Below are 21,524 nucleotides of genomic sequence, written 5' to 3'. Positions count from 1 at the left end.
CTTGCGCTTTCAACCAACAGGGGTGTCCACTCACGAGCAGTCAATGAGGAACTACGGAGAGAGATCGACTTTGTCCAAGATCTGTCACGTGCGTCACCCACGCGTCCGTGTCCCGGTGAGGCTCCGGGCCACCGCCGGGGCGGCGTTCGGGGCCGGCGTGACCGGCAGGGCCACCACCGGCGTGCCGCCCGCCGGCACCGCGCCCAGCTCGGCGAGGAACGTCCGGGTCGCCGCCCACTTCTCGTAGATCACCAGAACCACCTCGCCCGGGGCGGCCAGGTTCAGCGCCTTCGTGACGGCGTCCCGGTAGCCGGTCGCCCGCACCGCGCCGATCTGCGGGCGCCGGGCCCGCATCTCCCGCTCCATCAGGTCGGCGACCTCGCCCGGCTGCCGGCCGCGCGGATCCTCGTCCTCGTAGAGCACCACCCGGGTCAGGCCGTCCGCGAGGATCTGCGCCGAGGCGGTGATCAGGTCGTCGCGGCGGTCGCCGGGCAGGGTCACCGCGGCGACGCAGCGCTGCGCGCCCCAGAGCCGGTGCAGCGTCCGCAGGGTGGTCGCGAGCGCGGCCGGGTTGTGCGCGTAGTCGACGTACACCGACACGTCGCCGACCCGCAGCAGCGTGCCCCGGCCCGGGTTCGCCACGCTCGGGTCGAACTCGCCGAGCCGGTCCACCAGGGTTTCCGGGCGGGCGCCCAGGGCGCGGGCCGCCGCGATCGCCGCGAGGGTGTTCGCGGCCACGTGCAGGGCGGCCCCGCCGTACGCGCCGGGCACCTCGGCCAGCCGGATCAGCGGGGTGCGCCGCGCGCCGGTGGCCTGCACCAGCCAGCCGTCGTGCAGGACGTACGCGGTCGCCCCGCGCCCGAGGTGCTCGGTCACCACCGGGTTCCCGGCGTCCAGGCCGAACCAGACCAGGCGTTTCCGGTCGGCGCGGACCCGGGGCCGGTCGGCGATGCTGCGCACCCAGGGGTCGTCGGCGTTGAGGACCAGCGTGCCGCCGTCCCGGACCCGCTCGGCGACCACGGCCTTCACGTGCGCGAGATCCTCGATCGAGTCGAGGCCGTCCTGCCCCAGGTGGTCGGCCGTGATGTTGGTGATCACGCCGACGTCGGTCCAGTCCCAGCCGAGCCCGCGCCGCACCAGCCCGCCCCGCGCGGTCTCCAGCACCGCCGCCTCCACCTGCGGGTCGCCGAGGACCATCTGCGCCGAGCGCGGGCCGGTCGCGTCGGCCACCAGGATCGTACGGCCGTCGATCGCCACCCCGTCCGTGCTCGCCGTGCCGACCCGCATCCCGCCGCCGCTGAGCAGGTGCGCGGTGAGCCGGGTGACGCTGGTCTTGCCGTTCGTACCGGTCACCGCGACGGTCGGGATCCGGCCGTCCGAGCCGCCCGGGAACATCGCCCGCACGATCGCGTCGCCGGCGTCCCGCGCCCGGCCGTGCGCCGGGGACAGGTGCATCCGCAGGCCCGGGGCGGCGTTCACCTCGATCACCCCGGCCGCCGTCCCGCCCGGGGCGCCGGCCGGGGGCAGCGGCATGCCGATGTCCGGCAGGCGCAGGTCGATCCCGGCGATGTCGAGGCCGATCAGGGCGGCGGTCCGCTGGCAGAGCCGGGTCACGTCCGGGTGCACCTGGTCGGTGACGTCCCGGCTGGTGCCGCCGGTGGAGAGGTTCGCGGTCTCGCGCAGCCAGACCGTCACCCCCTCGGCCGGCACGCTGCCCGGCGTGTGCCCCTGCCGCCACAGCACCCGCTCGGCGGCCTCGTCCAGCTCGATCCGGGTCAGCGCGCGGGAGTGCCCGGCCCCCCGGCGCGGATCGGCGTTCGCCTCGGTCACGAGCTCGGTCACGGTGGCCCGCCCGTCGCCGACCACGTGCGCCGCGATCCTCTCGGCGGCGGCCACCACCTCGCCGTCCACCACGAGCACCCGGTAGTCGCGCCCGCCGAGCTGGCGCTCCACGAGCACCTCCTCGTCGCCGCACGCCCGCTCCACCTCATCCGGGGCGTTCAGGTTCATGACGACCCGCTGCCCCTGCCGCCCGCGCCGCGGCTTCACCACGACCGGTCCGCCGCCCAGCTCAGCGAGGATCGCCACCGCCTCGGCCGGGGTGCGGGCCACCCCGCCCGGCGCCACCGGGATGCCCGCCTCGGCCAGCAGCTGCCGCGTCACGTGCTTGTCGCCGGCCAGATCCACGCCGACGCCGCTGGTCCGGTCGGTCATGGCGGCCCACGCGAGCCGGCGCCGGTTGCCCCAGCCGAGCCGCAGCAGGCTGAGGTCGTCGAAACGCTCCACCGGGATGCCGCGGCGCCGTGCGGCCGCGATGATCGCGCGCGTGCTCGGGCCGGCCGCCTCTCGCTCCGCGAGGGCGGCGAGTTCGGCGAGGCGTTGCGCCAGGACCCCACCCCGAGGTCCAACCTCCGGGCGTACGGGGGAAGCCTTGCCCTCGTGCACGGCGAGGACCAGGTCGACCGCCGTCTCGAAGAGCTCCCCGGGCACCCGCGACGACGGCGACTCGTCGACCGGGCACTCGACGATCACGTCGTACACGCCCGGCTCCCCCGCCGAGACGGTCCGGCCGAAGCTCACGTCCCGGCCGATCAGCTGGGACAGCTCCAGGCAGACGTGCTCGGTGACGTGGCCGAAGTAGGTGCCGTTGCGCAACCGGCTCACGAACCCGCCCGGCGCCCCGGCCGCGCAGTGGTGCTCGGCCAGCCCCGGCAGCGAGCGCAGCATCCGCTCGGTGAACCCGGTGACGTCGGTCGTCTCCACCCCGGCCAGCTCCTCGAGGCGCAGCCGGGCCACGACGGCGGGCCGGGACAGGTAGACGTTGGGGCCGCGCAGGCGGCGCAGAAACTCGATCTTCATGCGGCTCGTTCCCGTTCTGCGGCGGGCGTGCCGGCAACGGGTCGGCGGCCCGTGAGGTGGAAGGTGTACCCGGCCGGCAGCACGTGGATCCGTGCGCCGGCCAGCGCGATCGGCCCGGTGGGCGGGACCGCGATGTCGGTGGCCGCGCCGGCGTCGACGACGGTGACCGCGCCGCTGCCCAGCACCTCGAAGCAGCCCCCGCCGCCCCGGTCGTTCCGGCTCCGGGGGGCGCCGGTCAGGATGGCGGTGTCCTCGTCGATGCCGAGGCCCAGCTCGTGCGGGTAGCGCGCCACGGCGCTGAGCAGCCGATTCAGCCGGCCGCGTTCGCCGAAGTGCTGGTCGATCAGGACGCAGGGGAAGAACTCCAGCCCGGGCCCGGTGCGCACACTGTCCGCGCTGACGCCCGGCCGGTCGCCCCCGGTGATCATCGTGCCGGCCATCATGGCCGCGCCGGCGCTGGTCCCGGCGAGGACGAGGTCGGTGCCGGCGACGAGCTCGTGCAGCAGCGAGTCGGTGGCCGTACCGCCGATCACCCGGGTGATGCGCTCCTGATCGCCGCCGGTGAAGAAGACACCCGTCGCGTCGCGCAGCACCGGCTCCACCCCGGGGTCGTTCGCCTCGGTCCGGGTGGTGATCCGCAGGGCCCGGGCGCTGCCCGCGCCGGCGAACCTCTCCAGGTACGTGGCCTCCGCCCACCCCGGGTCCTCGCTCGCCGTCGCGATCACGACGATCCGCGCTCCGGGGCCGCCGGCCAGCTCGATGAACCGCGCGAGAAGTCCCGGTCCGGCGGCCCCACCCATGATCAGTAGCCGGCCGCGGTGCGGATCGACGCTGCCCTTCACCGGTCCTCCTCGCGAGTGGCCCGCTATCAACCGGCAGTGCCGTGGCGGACCACTATCGAGGCTAATCGGAACAAAACCGAAACATCCGGCTAATCAGATTTGTCGGGCATGCAGGGGCCGTCCCACCGCATCACCCGAGCCTCCCAAGCCGACCCGCCACCGAAGAGCGCCACCTACCCGCCCACCGAACCGCGCCACCACGATCGCACCGCGCCCCCGCAACCACACCGCGAGCCGCGACCGCACCACCGGCGACCGCGCCGCGCTGCCGGCGACCGCGCCGCCCTGCCGCGCCGCGCCGCGCCGCCCCACGCCACCCTCGTAGCGCCGCTGCGCTGCGCCACCCCGCGCCGCCGGACCGCTGAGCCACTCTCGCGCTGTCGCCTCGCCGGCCGCCGCCCCGCAGCGCCTTCGGCCCGCCGCGTCCTCGCGCTCCCGCCCGCCGCGCTCCCGCCCCACCGCGCCCAGGCCCGCCGGGCTGCCGCCCCACCGCGCCCAGGCCCGCCGGGCTGCCGCCCCATCGCGCCCAAGCCCGCCGGGCTGCCGCCCCACCGCACCCAGGCCCGCCGGGCTGCCGCCCCATCGCGCCCAGGAGCGACTGCCGGACCTCGCAAAGCGCCCTCAGGCCCCCGGCAACTCGAAGATCATGCAGCTGGAGGTGGCGTGCGCCACGAGACGGCCGGAACCGTCGACCAGGCGGGCCTCGGCGAGGGCCGTGCGACGCCCCCGCTGGAGGACGGTGCCGGTGCAGGTGAGGCGGCCGGAGTTCACGGTCACGGCGCGGAGGAACTTCACGTTCAGATCCATGCTCGTGTAGCCGACCCCGGCCGGCAGGGTGCTGTGCACCGAGCAGGCCGCCGCCGTGTCGAGCAGGGTCGAGATGACGCCGCCGTGCACGGTGCCGAGCGGGTTGTAGTGGAACTCCTGCGGATCCAGCTCGATCGTGACGCTGCCCTCCTCCGCGACCATCCCGGCGGCGCCGATCAGGTGGAAGACGGGCGGGGGCGGGAGCTCGCCGGCGGCCATCGCTCGGAGGAGTTCGAGACCGCCGCGCCGGCCGAGCAGGCTCGCGTGCTCGGCGGGGTCGGACCAGGCGAACGTACGGGTCCGGAGAGCGTCCTGAGTCTGCGTCATGGATTCAGGCTGGCATCGGCTTGCTGCGTCTGTCAACGAGACCTAGCCTTGCCGCATGGTCGGAAAGGTCACACCGTCGGCACTCGAATGGTCGGTCGACAACTGTACGCTCGCCCGCGCCATGGAGATCCTCGGCGAGAAGTGGACGGTCGTGGTGCTGCGCGAGGTCTTCAGCGGGGTGCGCCGCTTCGACGACATGCGGGTGCGCACCGGCATCCCCCGCCAGGTCCTGACGAACCGCCTCGCCGCGCTGGTCGGGCACGGGGTGCTGCGGCGCGAGCCCTACCAGGAGCCCGGGGCGCGGGTACGCCACGAGTACCGGCTCACCGGGAAGGGGTTCGACCTCTACCCGATGCTGATCGCCGTGACCGAGTGGGGGAACCGCTACCTGGCCGACCCGGAGGGGCCGCCGATCCGCTACACGCACCGGGACTGCGGCGCCGAGATGCGCGTCGCGATGCGCTGCGACGACGGTCATGAGGTGGACGACAACCGGGCCGTGATCCCGCGGCCGGGACCTGGAGCACATCGCCGGTCGTGAGCCCGTCCCGGTGGGTAGGTTCCTGCCGTGACGATCACCGCAGGCCCCTGGGCGCCGCTCCGGAACCCCGTCTTCCGGCTCCTCTGGCTGGCCGTGCTCGCCGGCAACGCCGGCACCTGGATGCAGACCGTCGGCGCGCAGTGGCTGGTCGTCCAGGAACCGGACCCGGCGACCTGGACGAGCCTCGTGCAGGCCGCCACGACCCTTCCGGTCCTGATGTTCGCGCTGCCCGCCGGGACGCTCGCGGACGCGCTGGACCGGCGGCGGCTGCTTCTCGCCGTACAGATCGGGCTCTTCCTCGTGGCAGCGACCTTGACGGCGCTCGCCGCGCTGGACCACCTCCCGCCCGCGCTGCTCTTGATCTTCACGTTCCTCCTCGGATGCGGGCAGGCGCTCACCCTGCCGTCCTGGCAGGCGGTGATCCCGGAGGTGGTGCCGCACGACGAGCTGCCCGCCGCGTCGGCCCTCGGCGCCGTCAACACGAACCTGGCCCGCTCGGCCGGTCCGGCGATCGGCGGCCTGCTGGTGGCGCAGTTCGGCTCGGCCCTCGTCTTCGGGCTCAACGCGCTCTCGTTCGCGATCTTCGCGTTCGCGCTGATCCGCTGGCGCCGCGATCCGCAGCCGCCGACCGGCCACCCCGAGCGGTTCGGTTCGGCGCTGCGTGCCGGGGGACGCTATGTGCGCTGGTCACCGGTGGTGCGGCGGATCCTCGGCCGGGTAGCGCTCTTCGTTCTTCCGGGCAGCGCCATCTGGGCGCTGCTTCCGGTGGTGGCGCGGCAGGAGCTGGGATTGGGGGCCCAGGGGTACGGCGTGCTGCTCGCCGCCCTCGGCGTCGGGGCGATCGCCGGCGCCCTGCTGATGCCGCGGGCGCGCCGGATACTCCGCACCGATCAGATGATCGTCGGCACCGGCCTCGTCTACGGCGCCGCCCTCGCCGTGATCGCCTTCGTCCCGAACCGCTTCGCCGTCGTCCCGATGCTCGTCGCCGCCGGCCTGGCCTGGATGATGCTCGTCTCCCGGATGAACGCGGCCATGCAGCTCGCCCTGCCGAACTGGGTCCGCGCCCGGGCCCTCGCCATCTATCAGCTCGTCTTCGCCGGCGGTCAAGCCCTCGGCGCGCTGATCTGGGGCCAGTTCGCCTCGGCCTTCGGCCTCGTCGCCACCTTCGCCACGGCCGCGGTGCTGATGGCGGCGGGTCTTTGCACGGTACGGCTGTGGCCCGTACACACCCACGAGGACGAGGACCACTCCCCGGCCGTCTACTGGCCCGAGCCCCACCTGCTCTTCCAGCCGAACCTGGAGGACGGCCCGGTCCTCGTCTCGGCCACCTACGAGGTGCCGCAGGACAACATCGCGGCCTTCACGACGGCCATGCGACGGGTCCGCGGCTCCCGCATGCGCACCGGCGCCTCCCAGTGGGGCCTCTTCCGCGACGGCACGCAACCCGACACGTTCGTCGAGGTCTACCTGGTACCCACCTGGGACGTGCACCTGCGCCAGCACGAGGGCCGCCTCACCGAGTCCGACGAACAGGCCGAACAGCACGCCATCTCACTGGCCAAAGCCCCACCCCGAGTCACCCACCTGCTGGCGACAGACAGTTGACCCCCGCCGGCCGGCTGCACACCAGGGCTGCCCCCACGCCCGAATTGTCGCCCTGGTGTACAGCCCGCTCGGCCGGCTGCACACCACGGCTGCCTTCACGCCCGAATTGTCGCCCTGCGGTACAGCCCGCCCGCCCGGCTGCGCACCACGGCTGCCCCCACGCCCGAATTGTCGCCCTGCGGTACAGCCCGCCCGCCCCGTACAGCCTGCCCGGCCGGCTGCACACCACGGCTGCCCCCACGCCCGAATCGTCGCCCTGCGGTACAGCCCGCCCGCCCCGTACAGCCTGCTCGGCCGGCTGCACACCACGGCTGCCTTCACGCCCGAATTGTCGCTCTGTGGTACAGCCGGGGCGTGCGGGCGCCGGGGACTGTCGGGGGGCGACGTCGGTCCGGGGCCGGCGCCGGCGCGCGCCGGCGGGAAGGGGCCGCAGGGTTTGTGGATCGGTGACCTCGTTGGTGCGGTGGGGAGGGCCGCTGAGATTCGTACGGTCAAATGCCTTTGATCTGGGGTTTGATGTCCTCGACGGGCGGGGTCCAGGTGGCCGGGTCGGCGTCGATCTGCTCGCCGGAACGGATGTCCTTGACGGAGTGGCCGTCGGCGCCGGGGAACCAGACGAAGGGGATGCCGCGGCGGTCGGCGAACTGGATCTGCTTGCCGAATTTCGCGGCGGTGGGCGCCACCTCGGTCGGGATGCCGCGTTTGCGCAGGCCGGCGGCGATGCGCTCGCAGTCGGTGCGCTGGTCCTCGCTGGGCAGGGCGATCACCACGGCGGTCGGCACCGAGCGGGAGACGGTCAGCGCGTTCTGGCCGAAGAGCAGGCCCAGCATCCGGGAGACGCCGATGGAGATGCCGACGCCGGGGAAGCGGGTGTTGCCGACCGAGGCGAGGTTCTCGTACCGGCCGCCCGAGCAGATGGAGCCGAAACGCTCATATCCCTCGAGCTGGGTCTCGTAGACGGTGCCGGTGTAGTAGTCGAGACCACGGGCGATCTTCAGCTCGGCGCGGATCAGGCCGGGGGCGTGCTCGTTCGCGGCCTCGACGACCTGGCGGAGCTCGTCCAGGCCCTCGTCGAGCAGCGGATCGGTCACGCCGAGCTTCCGCACCTGGTCGACGAAGGACGCGTCGGACGTCGAGATCTCGGCCAGCCTCAGGCAGGCCTGCGCCTGGGCGTCGGTCGCGCCCGCCGTCTCGATCAGCAGCGCGGCCACCTTCTCCGGGCCGATCTTGTCGAGCTTGTCCACAGTGCGCAGGACCTGGGCGGTGTCCTCGAGGCCGAGGCCGCGGTAGAAGCCCTCGCACACCTTGCGGTTGTTGACCTGGATGACGGCCTTCGGGATCGGCAGCGAGCGGAACGCGTCGCCGATCACCAGCGGCATCTCGGTGTCGAAGTGGAACGGCAGCGTGTCCCTGTTGACCACGTCGATGTCGGCCTGCAGGAACTCGCGGTAGCGGCCCTCCTGCGGGCGCTCACCCCGCCACACCTTCTGGATCTGGTAGCGGCGGAACGGGAACTGCAGCTTGCCGTGGTTCTCCGTGACGAAGCGCGCGAACGGGACCGTCAGGTCGAAGTGCAGGCCGAGCTGGTCCTCGCGGGTGGAGTTCTCGTCCTCCTGGAGCCGGCGCAGGAGGTAGACCTCCTTCGAGGTCTCCCCCTTCGAGAGCAGCGTCTCGAGGGGCTCGACCGCGCGGGTCTCCAGAGGAGCGAAGCCGTACAGCTCGAAGGTGGAGCGGATCTTGTCGAGCGCGTACTGCTCGATCATGCGCTGCGACGGCAGCCATTCGGGGAAGCCGGAAATGGGCACTGTGTCTCCTGGAGCGTTCTAGAAACCGCGGCGCGGCGCTGCGGTCAGCTCCCGCAGGTAAGGATTGGAGGCGCGCTCGCGGCCGATGGTGGTGGCCGGTCCGTGGCCGGGCAGCACGACGGTGTCGTCGGCCAGCGGCAGGATCTTGTCCCGCAGGCTGGTCATCATCGTCGCGGTGTTGCCGCCCGGCAGGTCGGTGCGCCCGATCGATCCCGCGAAGAGCACGTCCCCGGAGAAACAGATCTCCTCGGAGGCTTCTCCGGGCATCCGGAACAGCACCGACCCGCCGGTATGGCCAGGGGCGTGATCGACGGTGATCTCGAGGCCGGCGATCGTCAGCGCCTCGCCGTCGGTCAGCTCGGCGATGTCGTCGGGCTCGGTGTAGCGAAGGCGCCCGCCGAACATCTGGGTGAGATCGGCGCTCAGGCCCTTCGCCGGGTCGGCGAGCATCTCCAGGTCGGCGGGGTGCACGTACGCCGTGATGCCGCGGGCGCCGCAGACCGGGGCGACCGAGAAGGTGTGGTCGAGGTGCCCGTGGGTGAGCAGCACGGCGGCCGGGTGGAGACGATGCTCGGTGAGAACCTCGTCGAGCTGGTCGAGCACGCCGATGCCGGGATCGACGATCACGCATTGCTCGCCCGCGGCGGCGGCCACCACATAACAGTTGGTGCCGAAGGCCTCGGCCGGAAAGCCGGTCACGAGCACGGTGATGCCTTCCTCTTTCATGGGCGCTGCACAGGTCCCGAATCGTAACGAGCCTAGCCGGGCGGGCGCACACCACTTTCTCAGGAGGTACCCGTACACTCTTGCGGGCGTGTGGCGTGCCGCACCCCTTGACATACACAGGGAAGGACAGCGTTCGGTGGCTCCCAGCAAGGACCGGCAGCGCAGACTCGCGCGGGCTAAATTCGATCGGCAACAGGCCCGCCGAGCCGAGCGCGAACGCCGACGTCGCCGGATCACAGCCGGCGTCGGCGCCGGACTCGCGGTGCTGCTGATCGTCGCGGGCGTGGCGTGGGCCGGCGGTGTCTTCGACAGCGACGAGACGTCCACGACCGAGGCCGCCGACATCTGCCTCTGGACCCCGCAGGACGCGGCGACGAACACCGACCTCAAGGAGGTCGGGACTCCGCCCACCAAGGACCTTCCCGAGACCGGCACCGAGACCATGACGATCACCACCGACAAGGGTGACCCGATCGTCGTGAGCATGGACGTCGAGAGCGCGACCTGCGCGGCGGCCAGCTTCACCTACCTCGCCGGCAAGCAGTTCTTCGACAACACCACCTGCCACGAGATCATCGCCGACGGCGCGGTGCGGTGCGGCGACCCGAGCGGCACCGGCAACGGCGGGCCGACGTACAGCTTCTACGACGAGAACCTGCCGGCCGCCGCCCCGTCGCCGAGCGCCAGTCCCGCCGCCGCCGCCGAGGTGACCTACCCCAAGGGCACCGTCGCGATGTACGGCAACCCGCGCGGCAGCAACGGCAGCCAGTTCCTCGTCTTCTTCAAGGACTTCACGGCGGCCGACCCGGCGTACTCCATCGTCGGCACGGTCACCGGCGGCCTCGACACCGTCGAGAAGATCGGCAAGATCCCCACGGTGGAGAGCGCGACCGGTGACAAGGTCACGCCCAAGGAGAAGATCACCATTCAGAGCCTGACCGTCGGCGGTGCCGGTGCGGCGGCTCCTTCAGCTAGCGCGGCCCAGTCGTGAGCGCGCCGGACGATTCGCAGAACGGGAACGACACAGACGTGAGCGACGCAGACGTGAGTGCGCAGGACGAAACCAGCAGCAGGGAGGACGGCGACGTGACGTCGACCAAGGATCGGCAACGCGCGGCGGCGCGGGCCCGGCTCGAGAAGGAGATGGCCGAGCGGGCCACGGCCGCGCGCAAGCGCCGCCGTCAGCGGGCGATCATCGGATCCGCCCTCGCCGTGCTGGTCATCGCGGGCGTCGCCGTCGTCCTGGTGAACCAGCTGAAGGACGACGGCAAGACCACCGAGTCGGGTGCGGCCCCTGCCGCCGGCACGGTCGCCTGCTCCTGGACGCCCGCCGACGAGGCCACCGGCGGCAAGGTCAAGGACGTCGGCACCCCGCCCGCCACCGTGCCCAACGTCGGCACCAGCACGCTGACCTTCGACACCAACCTCGGCAAGATCAGCGCCACGATCGACCTGGCGAAGGCGCCCTGCACCGGCGCCAGCTTCAAGCACCTGGCCGAGGCGAAGTTCCTCGACAACACCAAGTGCCACCGCCTCGTCAACGAGGACACCTTCAAGGTCCTGCAGTGCGGTGACCCGTTCGCCACCGGCAAGGGATACCGCGACAGCGACGGCACCGGCGGCCCGAGCTACACCATGGCCGAGGAGAACCTGCCCACCGACGCGGCGAAGCCGTACCCGGCCGGCTCGATCGCGATGGCGAACACCGGCCAGCCCGGCAGCACCGGCAGCCAGTTCTTCATCTGCTCCGAGGACACCCAGCTCTCGCCGAACTACACGCTGCTCGGCACCATCAGCGAGGGCCTCGACATCGTCAAGGACGTCGTGAAGGCCGGCGACGACGGCGCGTTCGACGCCTCGGCAGGTGGGGGGCACCCGAAGAAGGAACTCGAAATCAAGACGATGACCGTCGCTTGATCCGGTTTTCTTTGGGCGGTCCCGGCGCGTGTTTGCCGGGGCCGCCCTTCTTGCGCTCTCGGGACGGTTTTGGGGCGGCGCGACTCACGCTCTTGCTTCTGCACGACCAGAGACGGCCTTGCGCACAGCGGCTCGCTTGCGCTTTCGACTTCCTTGCGCTTCGCGACTGCTTGCGCTGAGCGACTTGCTTGCGCTGAGCGACTTGCTTGCGCTGAGCGGCTTGCTTGCGCTTCGGGGTCTTTGGCGCGCTCAGCGTGACTCGCGCTTCTCTGCGCGAGGTGTGCGGTTTTCGGCCGGTGCTGGTCCACGCAGGGATCAAGCCTGACCGCCCGGAGTGGGCCAGCACCGGCCGAAAACCGCCCAGAACGCGCTCAGGCGCCAGACGTCACACGGTAGGCGTCGAAGACACCGTCGACCTTGCGGACGGCTGCCACCAAGTGGCCCAGGTGCTTGGGATCGGCCATCTCGAAGGTGAAACGGCTCACCGCCACCCGGTCACGGGTCGTCGTGACCGTAGCCGAGAGGATGTTGACCCGCTCCTCGGACAGCACCCGGGTCACGTCGGCCAGCAGCTTGTGCCGGTCGAGGGCCTCGACCTGGATCGCCACCAGGAACGTGGACGCCGACGTCGGTTTCCAGGTGACCTCGACGACCCTCTCCTCCTGCTCGCGCAGGTCTTGAGCGTTGGCGCAGTCCTGCCGGTGCACGCTGACCCCGCCGGACCGGGTGACGAAGCCGAAGACGTCGTCGCCGGGGACCGGGGTGCAGCAGCGTGCCAGTTTCACCCAGACGTCGGACACGCCCTTCACCACGACGCCGGGGTCCTGGGCCGTGTTGCGGTTGCGCGGCGGCCGGGTCGCGACGGCGGTCTCGGCGATGTCTTCGACAGCGCCTTCCTCACCGCCGAAACCGGCAACCAGCTTCTGTACGACGGACTGTGCCGAGGTGGCGTTCTCCCCCACCGCGGCATACAGCGAGGCGACGTCGGGCAGGTGCAGGTCGCGGGCGATCGTCGTGAGGTTCTCGCTGGTCAGCATGCGCTGCAGGGGCAGGCCCTGTTTGCGCATCGCCTTGACGATCGCCTCCTTGCCGTCCTCGATCGCCTCCTCGCGGCGCTCCTTGTTGAAGTACTGACGGATCTTCGTGCGGGCGCGCGGGCTCTTGACGAACCCGAGCCAGTCCTGCGTCGGGCCGGCCGTGGCCGACTTCGACGTGAAGATCTCGATGACGTCGCCGTTGGAGAGCGTCGACTCGAGCGGGACCAGCTTGCCGTTGACCCGGGCGCCGATGCACTTGTGCCCGACCTCGGTGTGCACGGCGTAGGCGAAGTCGACGGGCGTGGAGCCGGTCGGCAGCGGGATGACGTCGCCCTTCGGCGTGAAGACGTAGACCTCCTGGCTGGAGAGGTCGAAGCGGAGCGCGTCCAGGAACTCGGACGGGTCGCTCGCCTCACGCTGCCAGTCGAGCAGCTGCCGCAGCCAGGTCATCTCGTCGATGTGCGCCGGCGGGCCGACGATCGTCGCGCCCTTCTGCTCCTTGTATTTCCAGTGCGCGGCGATGCCGAACTCGGCGGTGCGGTGCATCGCGAACGTGCGGATCTGCATCTCGACCGGCTTGCCGGTCGGGCCGATGACCGTCGTGTGCAACGACTGGTACATGTTGAATTTCGGCATCGCGATGTAGTCCTTGAACCGGCCCGGCACCGGCTGCCAGTTCGCGTGGATGACGCCCAGCGCGGCGTAGCAGTCGCGGACCGTGTCGACCAGGATGCGGACGCCGACGAGGTCGTAGATGTCGTTGAAGTCGCGGCCTCGTACGATCATCTTCTGATAGATCGAATAGAGGTGCTTGGGCCGGCCGGTCACCTCGGCCTTGATCTTCGCCGACTTGAGGTCGAGCTGGACCCGGTTGGTCACCTGGCGCAGCAGTGCCTCGCGCTGCGGCTGGTGCTCCCCGATCAGGCGGTTGATCTCCTCGAACCGCTTGGGGAACAGCGTGCCGAACGCCAGGTCCTCGAGCTCCCACTTGATCGTGTTCATACCGAGGCGGTGGGCCAGCGGCGCCAGGATCTCGAGGGTCTCCTTGGCCTTCTGCTCCTGCTTGGCACGGGGCAGGAAGGTCAGGGTACGCATGTTGTGCAGCCGGTCGGCCAGCTTGATGACCAGCACGCGCGGGTCCTTGGCCATCGCGACCACCATCTTGCGGATGGTCTCGGCCTTGGCCGCGTCGCCGAGTTTCACCCGGTCGAGCTTGGTCACGCCGTCGACCAGCAGCGCCACCTCGGCGCCGAAGTCGTTGCGCATCTGGTCGAGGCCGTAGTCGGTGTCCTCGATCGTGTCGTGCAGCAGCGCCGCCACCAGCGTCGTGGTGTCCATGCCCAGGTTGGCCAGGATGGTCGCCACGGCGAGCGGATGGGTGATGTAGGGGTCGCCGGACTTGCGGTACTGACCGGAGTGCCAGCGGGCCGCCACGTCGAACGCCTTCTGCAGCGCGCGGGCGTCCGCCTTGGGGTGCGACGCGCGGTGCGTGGCGATCAGCGGCTCGAGCACCTCGCTGACCTGCGTGCTCTGCCACGGCGCGTTGAACCGGGCGAGCCGGGCGCGGACGCGCCGGCCGGTGGGTGCGCTGGCCAGGCCGAAGCCGCCGGCCGGAGTGTCCTCCGGCGCCAGGGGCTGGGTGGTCTCCAGGTCACCGTCGGGCTTGTTGTCGTCGGGCGGCGTGGAGTCGCCTCCGCCGTTCCGCGAGTTCTGGGTCGGCTGCACCGTGCCCTCCGCCGGAGGGGCGACGTCGCTGGACACCGGCCTCCTCACACCTTCGCCAGGAACCGAGTTGGTCACCTTGGACCGCCCATCTTACCCGCACCGCCCTGCCGGATGGCCCGGCCGAGCGCTACGAATAAGCAGGGCCGACCGGGCGAAGAACATCGAAGTCGGATCAAACGGTCAACAGCGCGTGCACCGGCCGGGGGCTGAGACGCTCCCGCCCGTCCAGGAAACCCAGCTCCATCAGCACCGTGAAGCCGGCCACCACGCCGCCGGCGCGCTCGATCAGGTCGAGCGTGGCCGCCGCCGTGCCGCCGGTGGCGAGCACGTCGTCGACCACCAGGACGCGCTGTCCCGGCTTGAAGGCGTCCTCGCTGACCTCGAGGGTGGCCTCACCGTATTCGAGCGCGTACGAGGCGGAGAAGGCCGGGCGCGGCAGCTTGCCGGCCTTGCGCACCGGGACGATGCCGGCGCCGGTGGCGTAGCCGATCGCCGCCGCCATCAGAAAGCCCCGGGCCTCGATCCCGGCCACCACGTCGAACTCGCCGTGGTGGGCGATGATCCCGTCGATCACCCGTTTGAACGCCGGGCCGTCACCGAAGAGGGGCATCAGGTCCTTGAAGACGATGCCCGGCTTCGGGAAGTCCAGCACGTCGACCGTGCCGCCGGCGACAAGGTCGGCCAGTTCCTGTTCGGTAGTCACGGCTGGACAGCCTAACGGCCCGCCATCAGCGACGATGACGGGCCGTTCAGCGTTTGCTCAGCGACGCTTGCCGGGGCGGTTGCCGGCGCCGCCACCACGGTTGGTGGTGTTGCGCTTGGCCGCCGGGCGGGCGCCGGGGCGCGGCGTGGTGCCGGCGAACGCCGGAACCTCGTCGGTGCCGGCCGCGGCCGGGCGGGTCCGCTCGGCGCGCGGGGCGACGTCGTCCGAGCGGCTGGCACGGCGGGCCAGCACCCGGGCGTTGTGCGCCTTGATCTTCGGCTCGCGGTCCTTGAGCGCGCTCAGCACCGGGGCGGCGAACACGATCGAGGAGATGACGCCGAAGCCCATGCCGACGAAGAGCACCAGGCCGAGGTCCTTCAGCGTGCCCGCCCCGAACAGGCCGGCGCCGATGAAGAGCAGGCCGCCGACCGGGAGCAGCGCCACCAGGCCGGTGTTGAGCGACCGCATCAGCGTCTGGTTCACGGCGAGGTTGGTGGCCTCGGCGTAGGTGCGGGAGCTGCCGGCCGTGATGCCCCGGGTGTTCTCCTGCACCTTGTCGAAGACCACGACCACGTCGTACAGCGAGTAGCCGAGGATCGTCAGGAAGCCGATCACCGTGGAGGGCGTGACCTCGAAGCCGACCAGCGAGTAGACGCCGGCCGTCAGGATCAGGTCGAGCATCAGCGACGCCAGCGCGGCGACCGCCATCCGCCACTCGAACCGGACGACCAGGTACGCGCAGACCAGCACCAGGAAGACGACGAGGCCGAGGACGGCCTTCTCGGTGACCGCGCCACCCCAGGCCGCCGAGACCTGGTTGTCGCTGACCTGGTCGGCGTCGACGCCGAGGTCGGTGACGAGGGCGGTCTTGACCTGCTCGCTCTCCTGGGTGGTCATCGCCGACGACCGGACCCGGAAGAACGACTCGTCGCCGGTGCCGACCTGCTGGGCCGCGAGGACCTCGGCCTCCGGCACCACCGAGTGGACCGCGCGGGCGACCACGTCGCCGGCCTCGTCCTGGTTCAGCGTCTGGCTGCTCGTCGTGGCCGGGACGATGAACTCGTTACCGCCGGCGAACTCGATGCCGAGGTGGAAGCCCCGGATCGCGATGCTGCCGATCGAGATGATCACGATGGCCAGCGCGGCGACGAACCACATCTTCCGCCGGCCGACGATGTTGATGTTCGCTTCGCCCGTGTAGAGGCGAGCGGCAAGCCCGGAACCAGCCATGTCAGGCCTCCTTCACATCGGTCCGGTTGCGCAGGACGCGCCCGAGACCACTGACCCGCGGCGACAGGAACGCCTTGGTGCTGGCGAGCATCGTCATGATCGGGTGCCGGAACAGGAACACGACGACGAGGTCGAGAACGGTCGACAGACCCAGCGCGAACGCGAAGCCCTGCACCGCGCCGATCGACACGATGTAGAGAACGACCGCACAGAGGATCGTGATGGTGTTCGCCGAGATGATCGTGCGGCGGGCGCGGTGCCAGGCGCGCGGCACGGCGCTCCGCGGCGTACGGCCCTCGTGGATCTCGTCCTTCAATCGTTCGAAGTAGATGACGAACGAGTCCGCCGCGACACCCAGCGACACGATGAAGCCGGCGATGCCGGCCAGGGTCAGGGTGTAGCCCAGGGTCCGGCCGAGGAACACCAGCGCGCCGAAGGTCAGCAGCGCCGAGAGCCCGAGGCTCAGGAAGATGACCGTGCCGAGGAGGCGGTAGTAGAAGAACGCGTAGATCGCGACGAGGCCCATGCCGATCGCGGCGGCGAGCAGACCCGCCTCCAGCTGCTGCAGGCCGAGGGTCGCCGAGACGGTCTGCGCCGGGCCGGACTCGAAGGTGACCGGGATGGCGCCGAAGTTCAGCTGGTCGGCGAGCTCCTTGGCGGAGGCCGCGGTGAAGTCGCCGGTGATCTGCGACTGGCCGCTCAGCACGCCCTGGATCTGCGGCGCGGAGAGGATCGTCTTGTCCAGCACCACGGCGACGGCGCAGTGGTCGGCCGTGCCGTAGAGCGACTGCACCGCGACGAAGCACGGGTCGCTGCTGGTCGCGTTGAACGCCTTGCGGGTCAGCTCGGTCCACTTGGTCTGGCCGGCGCTGGTGAAGTCGAGGGAGACGACCCACTGGTTCTGGGTCTGGTCCAGCTGCGGGCTGGCCTCCTTGATGTCGTCACCGACGACCTCGGCCTTGTCCAGCTTGACCTTGGCGCCGCCCTGGTAGCAGGCCACGACCTCGGCGTTGATGTCGTCGATCGAGCCGTTCGGCCGGGCGTCCAGCTGGGGGCAGCCGATCGTCGGCACGTTGAACTGCATGGCCGGCGTGAGCACGCCCACCTCGGGGCCGGTCAGCTGGGCGAACGCCTTGTAGGGCAGGCCCGCCTCGGGGTCGGTGGAGAGGTCGACCGGCGCGGTCAGCTTCTCGGCCTGGGCCCAGACCTTGTCGCCGACCTTCTTCTTCGCCGAGGCGAGCAGCTCCTCCTTGGTCGCGTTGTTCTGCGACCCGGCGGGCGCCGCCGCCGGAGCGGAGGCGGCCGCGGACGGGGCGGCCGACGGGGCCGCGGACGGCTCGGCCGACGGCGCGAGCTCGCCGCCGCCCTGGCCGCCGGTCGCGGCGGACGGGTCGACGACGGCCGGGGCCTCGCCCGAGGCGGCGGCCGACGGCGCGGCGCCGGACGGGGCCGCTCCGGATGGGGCCGCTCCGGACGGGGCGGCCGAGGCGCCGGTGGCCGGGGCGGCGGAACCGCTCGGCGCGGCGCTCGGCGGCGCCGGGTTCACCGCGGCCGCGGAGACGTCGATCGTCGTGCCGGTCAGCAGACGGAACCGCATGTTGGCGGCCTGCGACAGGTCCTTGAGCTGGTCGTCGGCCTCACCGGCGAGCGAGACCACGATCGTGTTGTTGCCCTGGATGACGACCTCGGCCTCGGAGACGCCGAGCGCGTTGACCCGGCTCTCGATGATCTGGCGGGCGGTCTCCATGGCCTCCTGGGTCGGCGGCGCGCCCTGCTGCGAGGCGATGTACGTCGCCTGGGTGCCGCCGACCAGGTCGAGGCCGAGCTTCGGCTCGAGGCGGTCGGTGAAGCTGCCCTTGGCGCCACCGGCGAAGAAGACCAGCAGATACAGGACGACGAAGACCAGACCGAGCACGCCGAGCTGGCGTCCGGGATGCATCTGTCCCTGTGGTGGTCGTGCCACGGCTTTTGGTCTCCCTGCGTTCCGGCCGCGCGTGGGGCACGGCACTCTCAGTCTTGGAGCCGCCGTATGGCGGCCTGACGAACCGGCCCGCCGGCAAATGGCGCCGAGGGCCGGTCCGGTGATGCGAGTCTGGTCAGTCCTGCTTGCGCGTCTCGGTGACCGGGCTCTCCGGCTCCGCCGCCACGGGCTCGTCGGCCGGCACCGGCTCCTCGGAGACCGTACCCGCCTTGGTGAGCACACGGGCGATCGCCGGGCGGGCGAAACGGACCTGGACGCCCGGGGCGATCTCGAGCGTGACGGTGTCGCTCTCGGCGAGCACGACCACGCCGTGCAGACCGCCGATGGTCACGATCTCGTCGCCGGGGCCCAGCGTGTTCTGCATCTCGAGGGCCTCTTTGCGCCGCTTCTGCTGCGGCCGGATCATGACGAAGTACATGAAGCCGAAGAGCAGAACGAGAATCAGCAGGAACGAGTAGTTGCCGCCACCCGCTGCTTGGTCAGCTGCCTGGAGCTGGAGCACGAAGAGAGCCTTCCGTAGGCCACCGGCGCGACGATGGGCGGGCGCCGGGGTGAGATGCTTATACCGGTTCGAACGGCGGCGAGTCTAATAGGTCAACCTTGAGATAACGAATGCGGCACACGTCACGTTCACATCACGAGGGAAACTCACGCGTCCCGGGCGAAAAGATCACCCTGGAACACGCCCGGCCGGCCGTCCGCCGGCGGCGTCTTGCCGAGGTGCTGCCAGCCGGCCTCGGTGGCCACCCGGCCGCGCGGCGTCCGCGCCAGCAGACCGGCCCTGACCAGGAACGGCTCGCAGACCTCCTCGACCGTGTCGGACTGCTCGCCCACCGCGACGGCGAGCGTGGAGAGGCCGACCGGGCCGCCCTTGAACGACTCGATGAGCGCCCGCAGCACCGCCCGGTCCAGCCGGTCCAGGCCGAGCGCGTCCACGTCGTAGACCTTGAGGGCCGCCTTCGCGACCTCCTCGTTCACCACGCCGTCCGCCCGGACCTCGGCGAAGTCGCGCACCCGGCGCAGCAGCCGGTTGGCGATCCGCGGCGTACCCCGGGACCGGCCGGCGATCTCGGCGGCGCCCTCCGGGGTGATCGGCACGCCGAGGATCCGGGCCGAGCGGTGCAGCAGCGCGTCCAGGTCGGCCGGCGAGTAGAAGTCGAGGTGCGCCACGAAGCCGAACCGGTCGCGCATCGGGCCGGAGAGCAGGCCGGCCCGGGTGGTCGCGCCGACCAGGGTGAACGGCTCCACGTCGAGCGGGATCGCGGTGGCGCCGGGGCCCTTGCCGACCACCACGTCGACCCGGAAGTCCTCCATGGCGCTGTAGAGCAGCTCCTCGGCCGGCTTCGCGATCCGGTGGATCTCGTCGATGAAGAGCACGTCGCCGGGGCCGAGGCCGGTCAGGATCGCGGCCAGGTCGCCGGAGCGCTCGATCACCGGCCCGCTGGTGGTACGGATACCCGTCCCGAGCTCGGCCGCGACGATGTTGGCGAGGGTCGTCTTGCCGAGGCCGGGCGGGCCGGAGAGCAGGATGTGGTCCGGCGGGGTGCCCCGGCCCATCGCGCCCTGGAGCAGCAGTTCGAGCTGGTCCCGGACCCGGTGCTGGGCGATGAAGTCGGCGAGCCGTTTCGGCCGGACGCTGGCTTCGGCGTCCAGTTCCTCGTCCTCGGCGAACGGCGAGACGCTCATCGGGTCTTGCCCAGCAGCCGGATCGCCTGGCGCAGCAGGACCGGGACCGGCGGGACCTCACCGTCGATCGTCTCGGTCACCGCGGCCACCGCCTGGTCGGCCTGCGACGCGGTCCAGCCGAGCGCGAGCACGCCCTGGCGGACCTGCTCCTGCCACGCGCCGTTGAGCACGCCGGAGGACGCCGAGCCGAGCCCGACCGGGCCGATCTTGTCCTTCAACTCGACGATCATCTTCTCGGCGCCGCGCTTGCCGATCCCGGGCACCGCGGTGAGCACCGCGATCTCCCCGCCCGCGATGGCCCGGCGGACCACGTCGGGCTGGTGCACGGCGAGCACCGCCTGCGCGATCCGCGGCCCGACGCCGTTCGCGGTGAGCAGCAGGTCGAACAGCTGCCGCTCGTCGTCGTCGGCGAAGCCGTAGAGGGTGAGCGAGTCCTCGCGCACGATCAGCGTGGTGGAGAGCCGCGTCTCGGCGCCGCTGCGCAGGCCGGCCAGGGTGCCCGGCGTGCAGAAGACCCGCATGCCGACGCCGCCGACCTCGACCACGGCGCTGTCGTGGAAGATCGCGGCGACCACACCGCGGACACTGGCGATCATCTTCTTCTCCCGAGGGCGGCTTCGAGCTTCGCGCGGGTGCCCCCACGCCAGATGTGGCAGATGGCGATGGCGATGGCGTCCGCCGCGTCGGCCGGCTTGGGCGGCGCGTCGAGCCGCAGCAACCGGGTCACCATAGCGGTGACCTGTTTCTTGTCGGCCGTGCCGGATCCGGTGACGGCCGCCTTCACCTCGCTCGGGGTGTAGGTCTGCACCGGCAGCCCGGCCCGTGCCCCGGCCAGGATCGCGATCCCGCTGGCCTGCGCGGTGCCCATCACCGTACGGGCGTTGTGCTGTGAGAACACCCGCTCGACGGCGACGCTGTCCGGATTGTGCTCGGCCACCAGCGCGGTCAGCGAGCGGTCCAGGTTGAGCAGCCGGTCGGCGAGATCCTCGTCCGGCTCGCTGCGGATCACGTGATAGGCGATCAGGTTGCCCGGCCGTCCCGGCATCCCTTCGACGACGCCGACGCCGCACCGCGTCAGCCCCGGGTCGATGCCGAGCACCCGCACTTCAGACCTCCCCCACGTACGTGTGTTCGACACCCTAATACGGGACCGGCTTGCGCCCGCGGCCGACACGCCTCGACGATGGTCGGCGGGAGGTGTCATGTATTTCATCCCGCCGATGGACGACGAACCGCCGCTCGAGTACGTCGCTTTCGTGAAGCTGCACGCCCACGACCTGCGTGCCGATGCCGCGCGCCTGGTCGGGGGCGATGCCGCCGCGGCCGAGCGGATGTACTTGCAGGCGCTCACCGAGACGGCCGGCCACTGGCGGCGGTTGCGCTGGTGGGGCCGGATCACGCGCAGCGATGCGACAAAGCCCTACATCCGGAAATTTCTGGACAAGAGCACCGAGCAATGGCGCGAAGATCAGGTGTACGAGATCAAAGTCGTGTCCCCGCACCGGGACGAGGTGGCCCGGCACCACGCGGCCAGCCTCGCGGCCCTCAAGGCGGCGGTCATCGACGGAACGGCCAGGACGTCCTTGGACGCCCTGGCCGATGCCGAGATCGCCTGGGTCCACGCGTGGCGCCGCAGTCAGCAGCGGCACGTCATCCGCCTGGTCGCCGGCGGGGTGCTGCTGGTCGGCGCGATGATCCAGTTCTTCAGCTCGCTCAGCAGCGGAGGGTACTGA

At 71.4% G+C, this 21,524-nt stretch carries 18 protein-coding genes; 5 read left to right on the top strand and 13 right to left on the bottom strand.

Going from position 1 to position 21,524, the window contains the following annotated elements; all coding sequences use genetic code 11:
* Positions 1-93: 93 nt before the first annotated feature.
* The 3 genes from cphA to AB0G10_RS06975 form a co-directional block, all read right to left on the bottom strand.
* Positions 94-2,859: a cyanophycin synthetase gene (gene cphA / locus AB0G10_RS06985; RefSeq protein WP_360917671.1), complete on the bottom strand. Its 2,766-nt coding sequence runs from the start codon at positions 2,857-2,859 to the stop codon at positions 94-96.
* Entirely contained in the window at positions 2,856-3,701 is an 846-nt protein-coding gene (locus AB0G10_RS06980; protein WP_360917668.1) for a cyanophycinase, read from the bottom strand. The genes cphA and AB0G10_RS06980 overlap by 4 nt, the downstream gene beginning before the upstream one ends.
* 621 nt (positions 3,702-4,322) lie before the next feature.
* Positions 4,323-4,835: a PaaI family thioesterase gene (locus AB0G10_RS06975; protein ID WP_360917665.1), complete on the bottom strand. Its 513-nt coding sequence runs from the start codon at positions 4,833-4,835 to the stop codon at positions 4,323-4,325.
* A gap of 55 nt (positions 4,836-4,890) precedes the next feature.
* Between AB0G10_RS06975 and AB0G10_RS06970 the strand changes: the two genes are divergently transcribed.
* Together AB0G10_RS06970 and AB0G10_RS06965 are read left to right on the top strand one after the other, a co-directional pair.
* Positions 4,891-5,376 carry a helix-turn-helix domain-containing protein gene (locus tag AB0G10_RS06970; RefSeq protein WP_360917662.1) on the top strand — a complete coding sequence of 162 codons (486 nt, stop codon included), beginning with the start codon at positions 4,891-4,893 and terminating at the stop codon, positions 5,374-5,376.
* 27 nt (positions 5,377-5,403) lie between these two features.
* The gene (locus tag AB0G10_RS06965) at positions 5,404-6,981 is read left to right on the top strand and encodes an MFS transporter (protein WP_360917659.1); all 1,578 of its coding nucleotides are present in this window, start codon (positions 5,404-5,406) and stop codon (positions 6,979-6,981) included.
* 491 nt (positions 6,982-7,472) lie between these two features.
* Here AB0G10_RS06965 and hisS read toward each other — a convergent pair whose 3' ends face one another.
* Both hisS and AB0G10_RS06955 read right to left on the bottom strand, forming a co-directional pair.
* Positions 7,473-8,786 (bottom strand): histidine--tRNA ligase, encoded by a 1,314-nt coding sequence (gene hisS / locus AB0G10_RS06960; protein WP_360917656.1) that lies wholly within the window; start codon positions 8,784-8,786, stop codon positions 7,473-7,475.
* Between the two features lie 18 nt (positions 8,787-8,804).
* Positions 8,805-9,491, bottom strand: a complete 687-nt coding sequence (locus tag AB0G10_RS06955) for an MBL fold metallo-hydrolase (RefSeq protein ID WP_360917984.1) — start codon at positions 9,489-9,491, stop codon at positions 8,805-8,807.
* Between the two features lie 157 nt (positions 9,492-9,648).
* On the opposite strand from AB0G10_RS06955, the gene AB0G10_RS06950 reads away from it, so the two are divergent.
* The gene (locus AB0G10_RS06950) at positions 9,649-10,503 is read left to right on the top strand and encodes a peptidylprolyl isomerase (RefSeq protein ID WP_360917653.1); all 855 of its coding nucleotides are present in this window, start codon (positions 9,649-9,651) and stop codon (positions 10,501-10,503) included.
* A 95-nt stretch (positions 10,504-10,598) separates the two neighbouring features.
* On the top strand, positions 10,599-11,429 hold the full coding sequence (locus AB0G10_RS06945) for a peptidylprolyl isomerase (RefSeq protein WP_360917983.1): 831 nt from the start codon (positions 10,599-10,601) through the stop codon (positions 11,427-11,429).
* A gap of 371 nt (positions 11,430-11,800) precedes the next feature.
* Here AB0G10_RS06945 and AB0G10_RS06940 read toward each other — a convergent pair whose 3' ends face one another.
* From AB0G10_RS06940 to ruvC, 8 genes are all read right to left on the bottom strand, one after another.
* Positions 11,801-14,227, bottom strand: a complete 2,427-nt coding sequence (locus AB0G10_RS06940) for a bifunctional (p)ppGpp synthetase/guanosine-3',5'-bis(diphosphate) 3'-pyrophosphohydrolase (protein ID WP_360917650.1) — start codon at positions 14,225-14,227, stop codon at positions 11,801-11,803.
* 136 nt (positions 14,228-14,363) lie between these two features.
* Positions 14,364-14,894, bottom strand: coding sequence for an adenine phosphoribosyltransferase (locus AB0G10_RS06935; RefSeq protein WP_360917647.1), 531 nt, complete (start codon positions 14,892-14,894; stop codon positions 14,364-14,366).
* A gap of 57 nt (positions 14,895-14,951) precedes the next feature.
* Entirely contained in the window at positions 14,952-16,124 is a 1,173-nt protein-coding gene (gene secF / locus AB0G10_RS06930; protein WP_360917644.1) for a protein translocase subunit SecF, read from the bottom strand.
* Between the two features lies 1 nt (position 16,125).
* Positions 16,126-18,063, bottom strand: coding sequence for a protein translocase subunit SecD (gene secD, locus AB0G10_RS06925; protein WP_360917982.1), 1,938 nt, complete (start codon positions 18,061-18,063; stop codon positions 16,126-16,128).
* Between the two features lie 157 nt (positions 18,064-18,220).
* Positions 18,221-18,607 (bottom strand): preprotein translocase subunit YajC, encoded by a 387-nt coding sequence (yajC, locus tag AB0G10_RS06920; protein WP_360917641.1) that lies wholly within the window; start codon positions 18,605-18,607, stop codon positions 18,221-18,223.
* Between the two features lie 146 nt (positions 18,608-18,753).
* Positions 18,754-19,791, bottom strand: a complete 1,038-nt coding sequence (gene ruvB, locus AB0G10_RS06915) for a Holliday junction branch migration DNA helicase RuvB (protein WP_360917638.1) — start codon at positions 19,789-19,791, stop codon at positions 18,754-18,756.
* Positions 19,788-20,387 (bottom strand): Holliday junction branch migration protein RuvA, encoded by a 600-nt coding sequence (gene ruvA, locus AB0G10_RS06910; RefSeq protein WP_360917635.1) that lies wholly within the window; start codon positions 20,385-20,387, stop codon positions 19,788-19,790. The genes ruvB and ruvA overlap by 4 nt, the downstream gene beginning before the upstream one ends.
* Positions 20,384-20,896, bottom strand: coding sequence for a crossover junction endodeoxyribonuclease RuvC (ruvC, locus tag AB0G10_RS06905; RefSeq protein WP_360917981.1), 513 nt, complete (start codon positions 20,894-20,896; stop codon positions 20,384-20,386). Before ruvC ends, ruvA begins: the two co-directional genes overlap by 4 nt.
* Before the next feature lie 115 nt (positions 20,897-21,011).
* On the opposite strand from ruvC, the gene AB0G10_RS06900 reads away from it, so the two are divergent.
* Positions 21,012-21,524 carry a hypothetical protein gene (locus AB0G10_RS06900; RefSeq protein ID WP_360917631.1) on the top strand — a complete coding sequence of 171 codons (513 nt, stop codon included), beginning with the start codon at positions 21,012-21,014 and terminating at the stop codon, positions 21,522-21,524.

This window comes from Actinoplanes sp. NPDC023714 (assembly GCF_040639855.1).
Taxonomy (GTDB): domain Bacteria; phylum Actinomycetota; class Actinomycetes; order Mycobacteriales; family Micromonosporaceae; genus Actinoplanes.
This window is presented reverse-complemented; position numbering and strand designations above follow the sequence as displayed.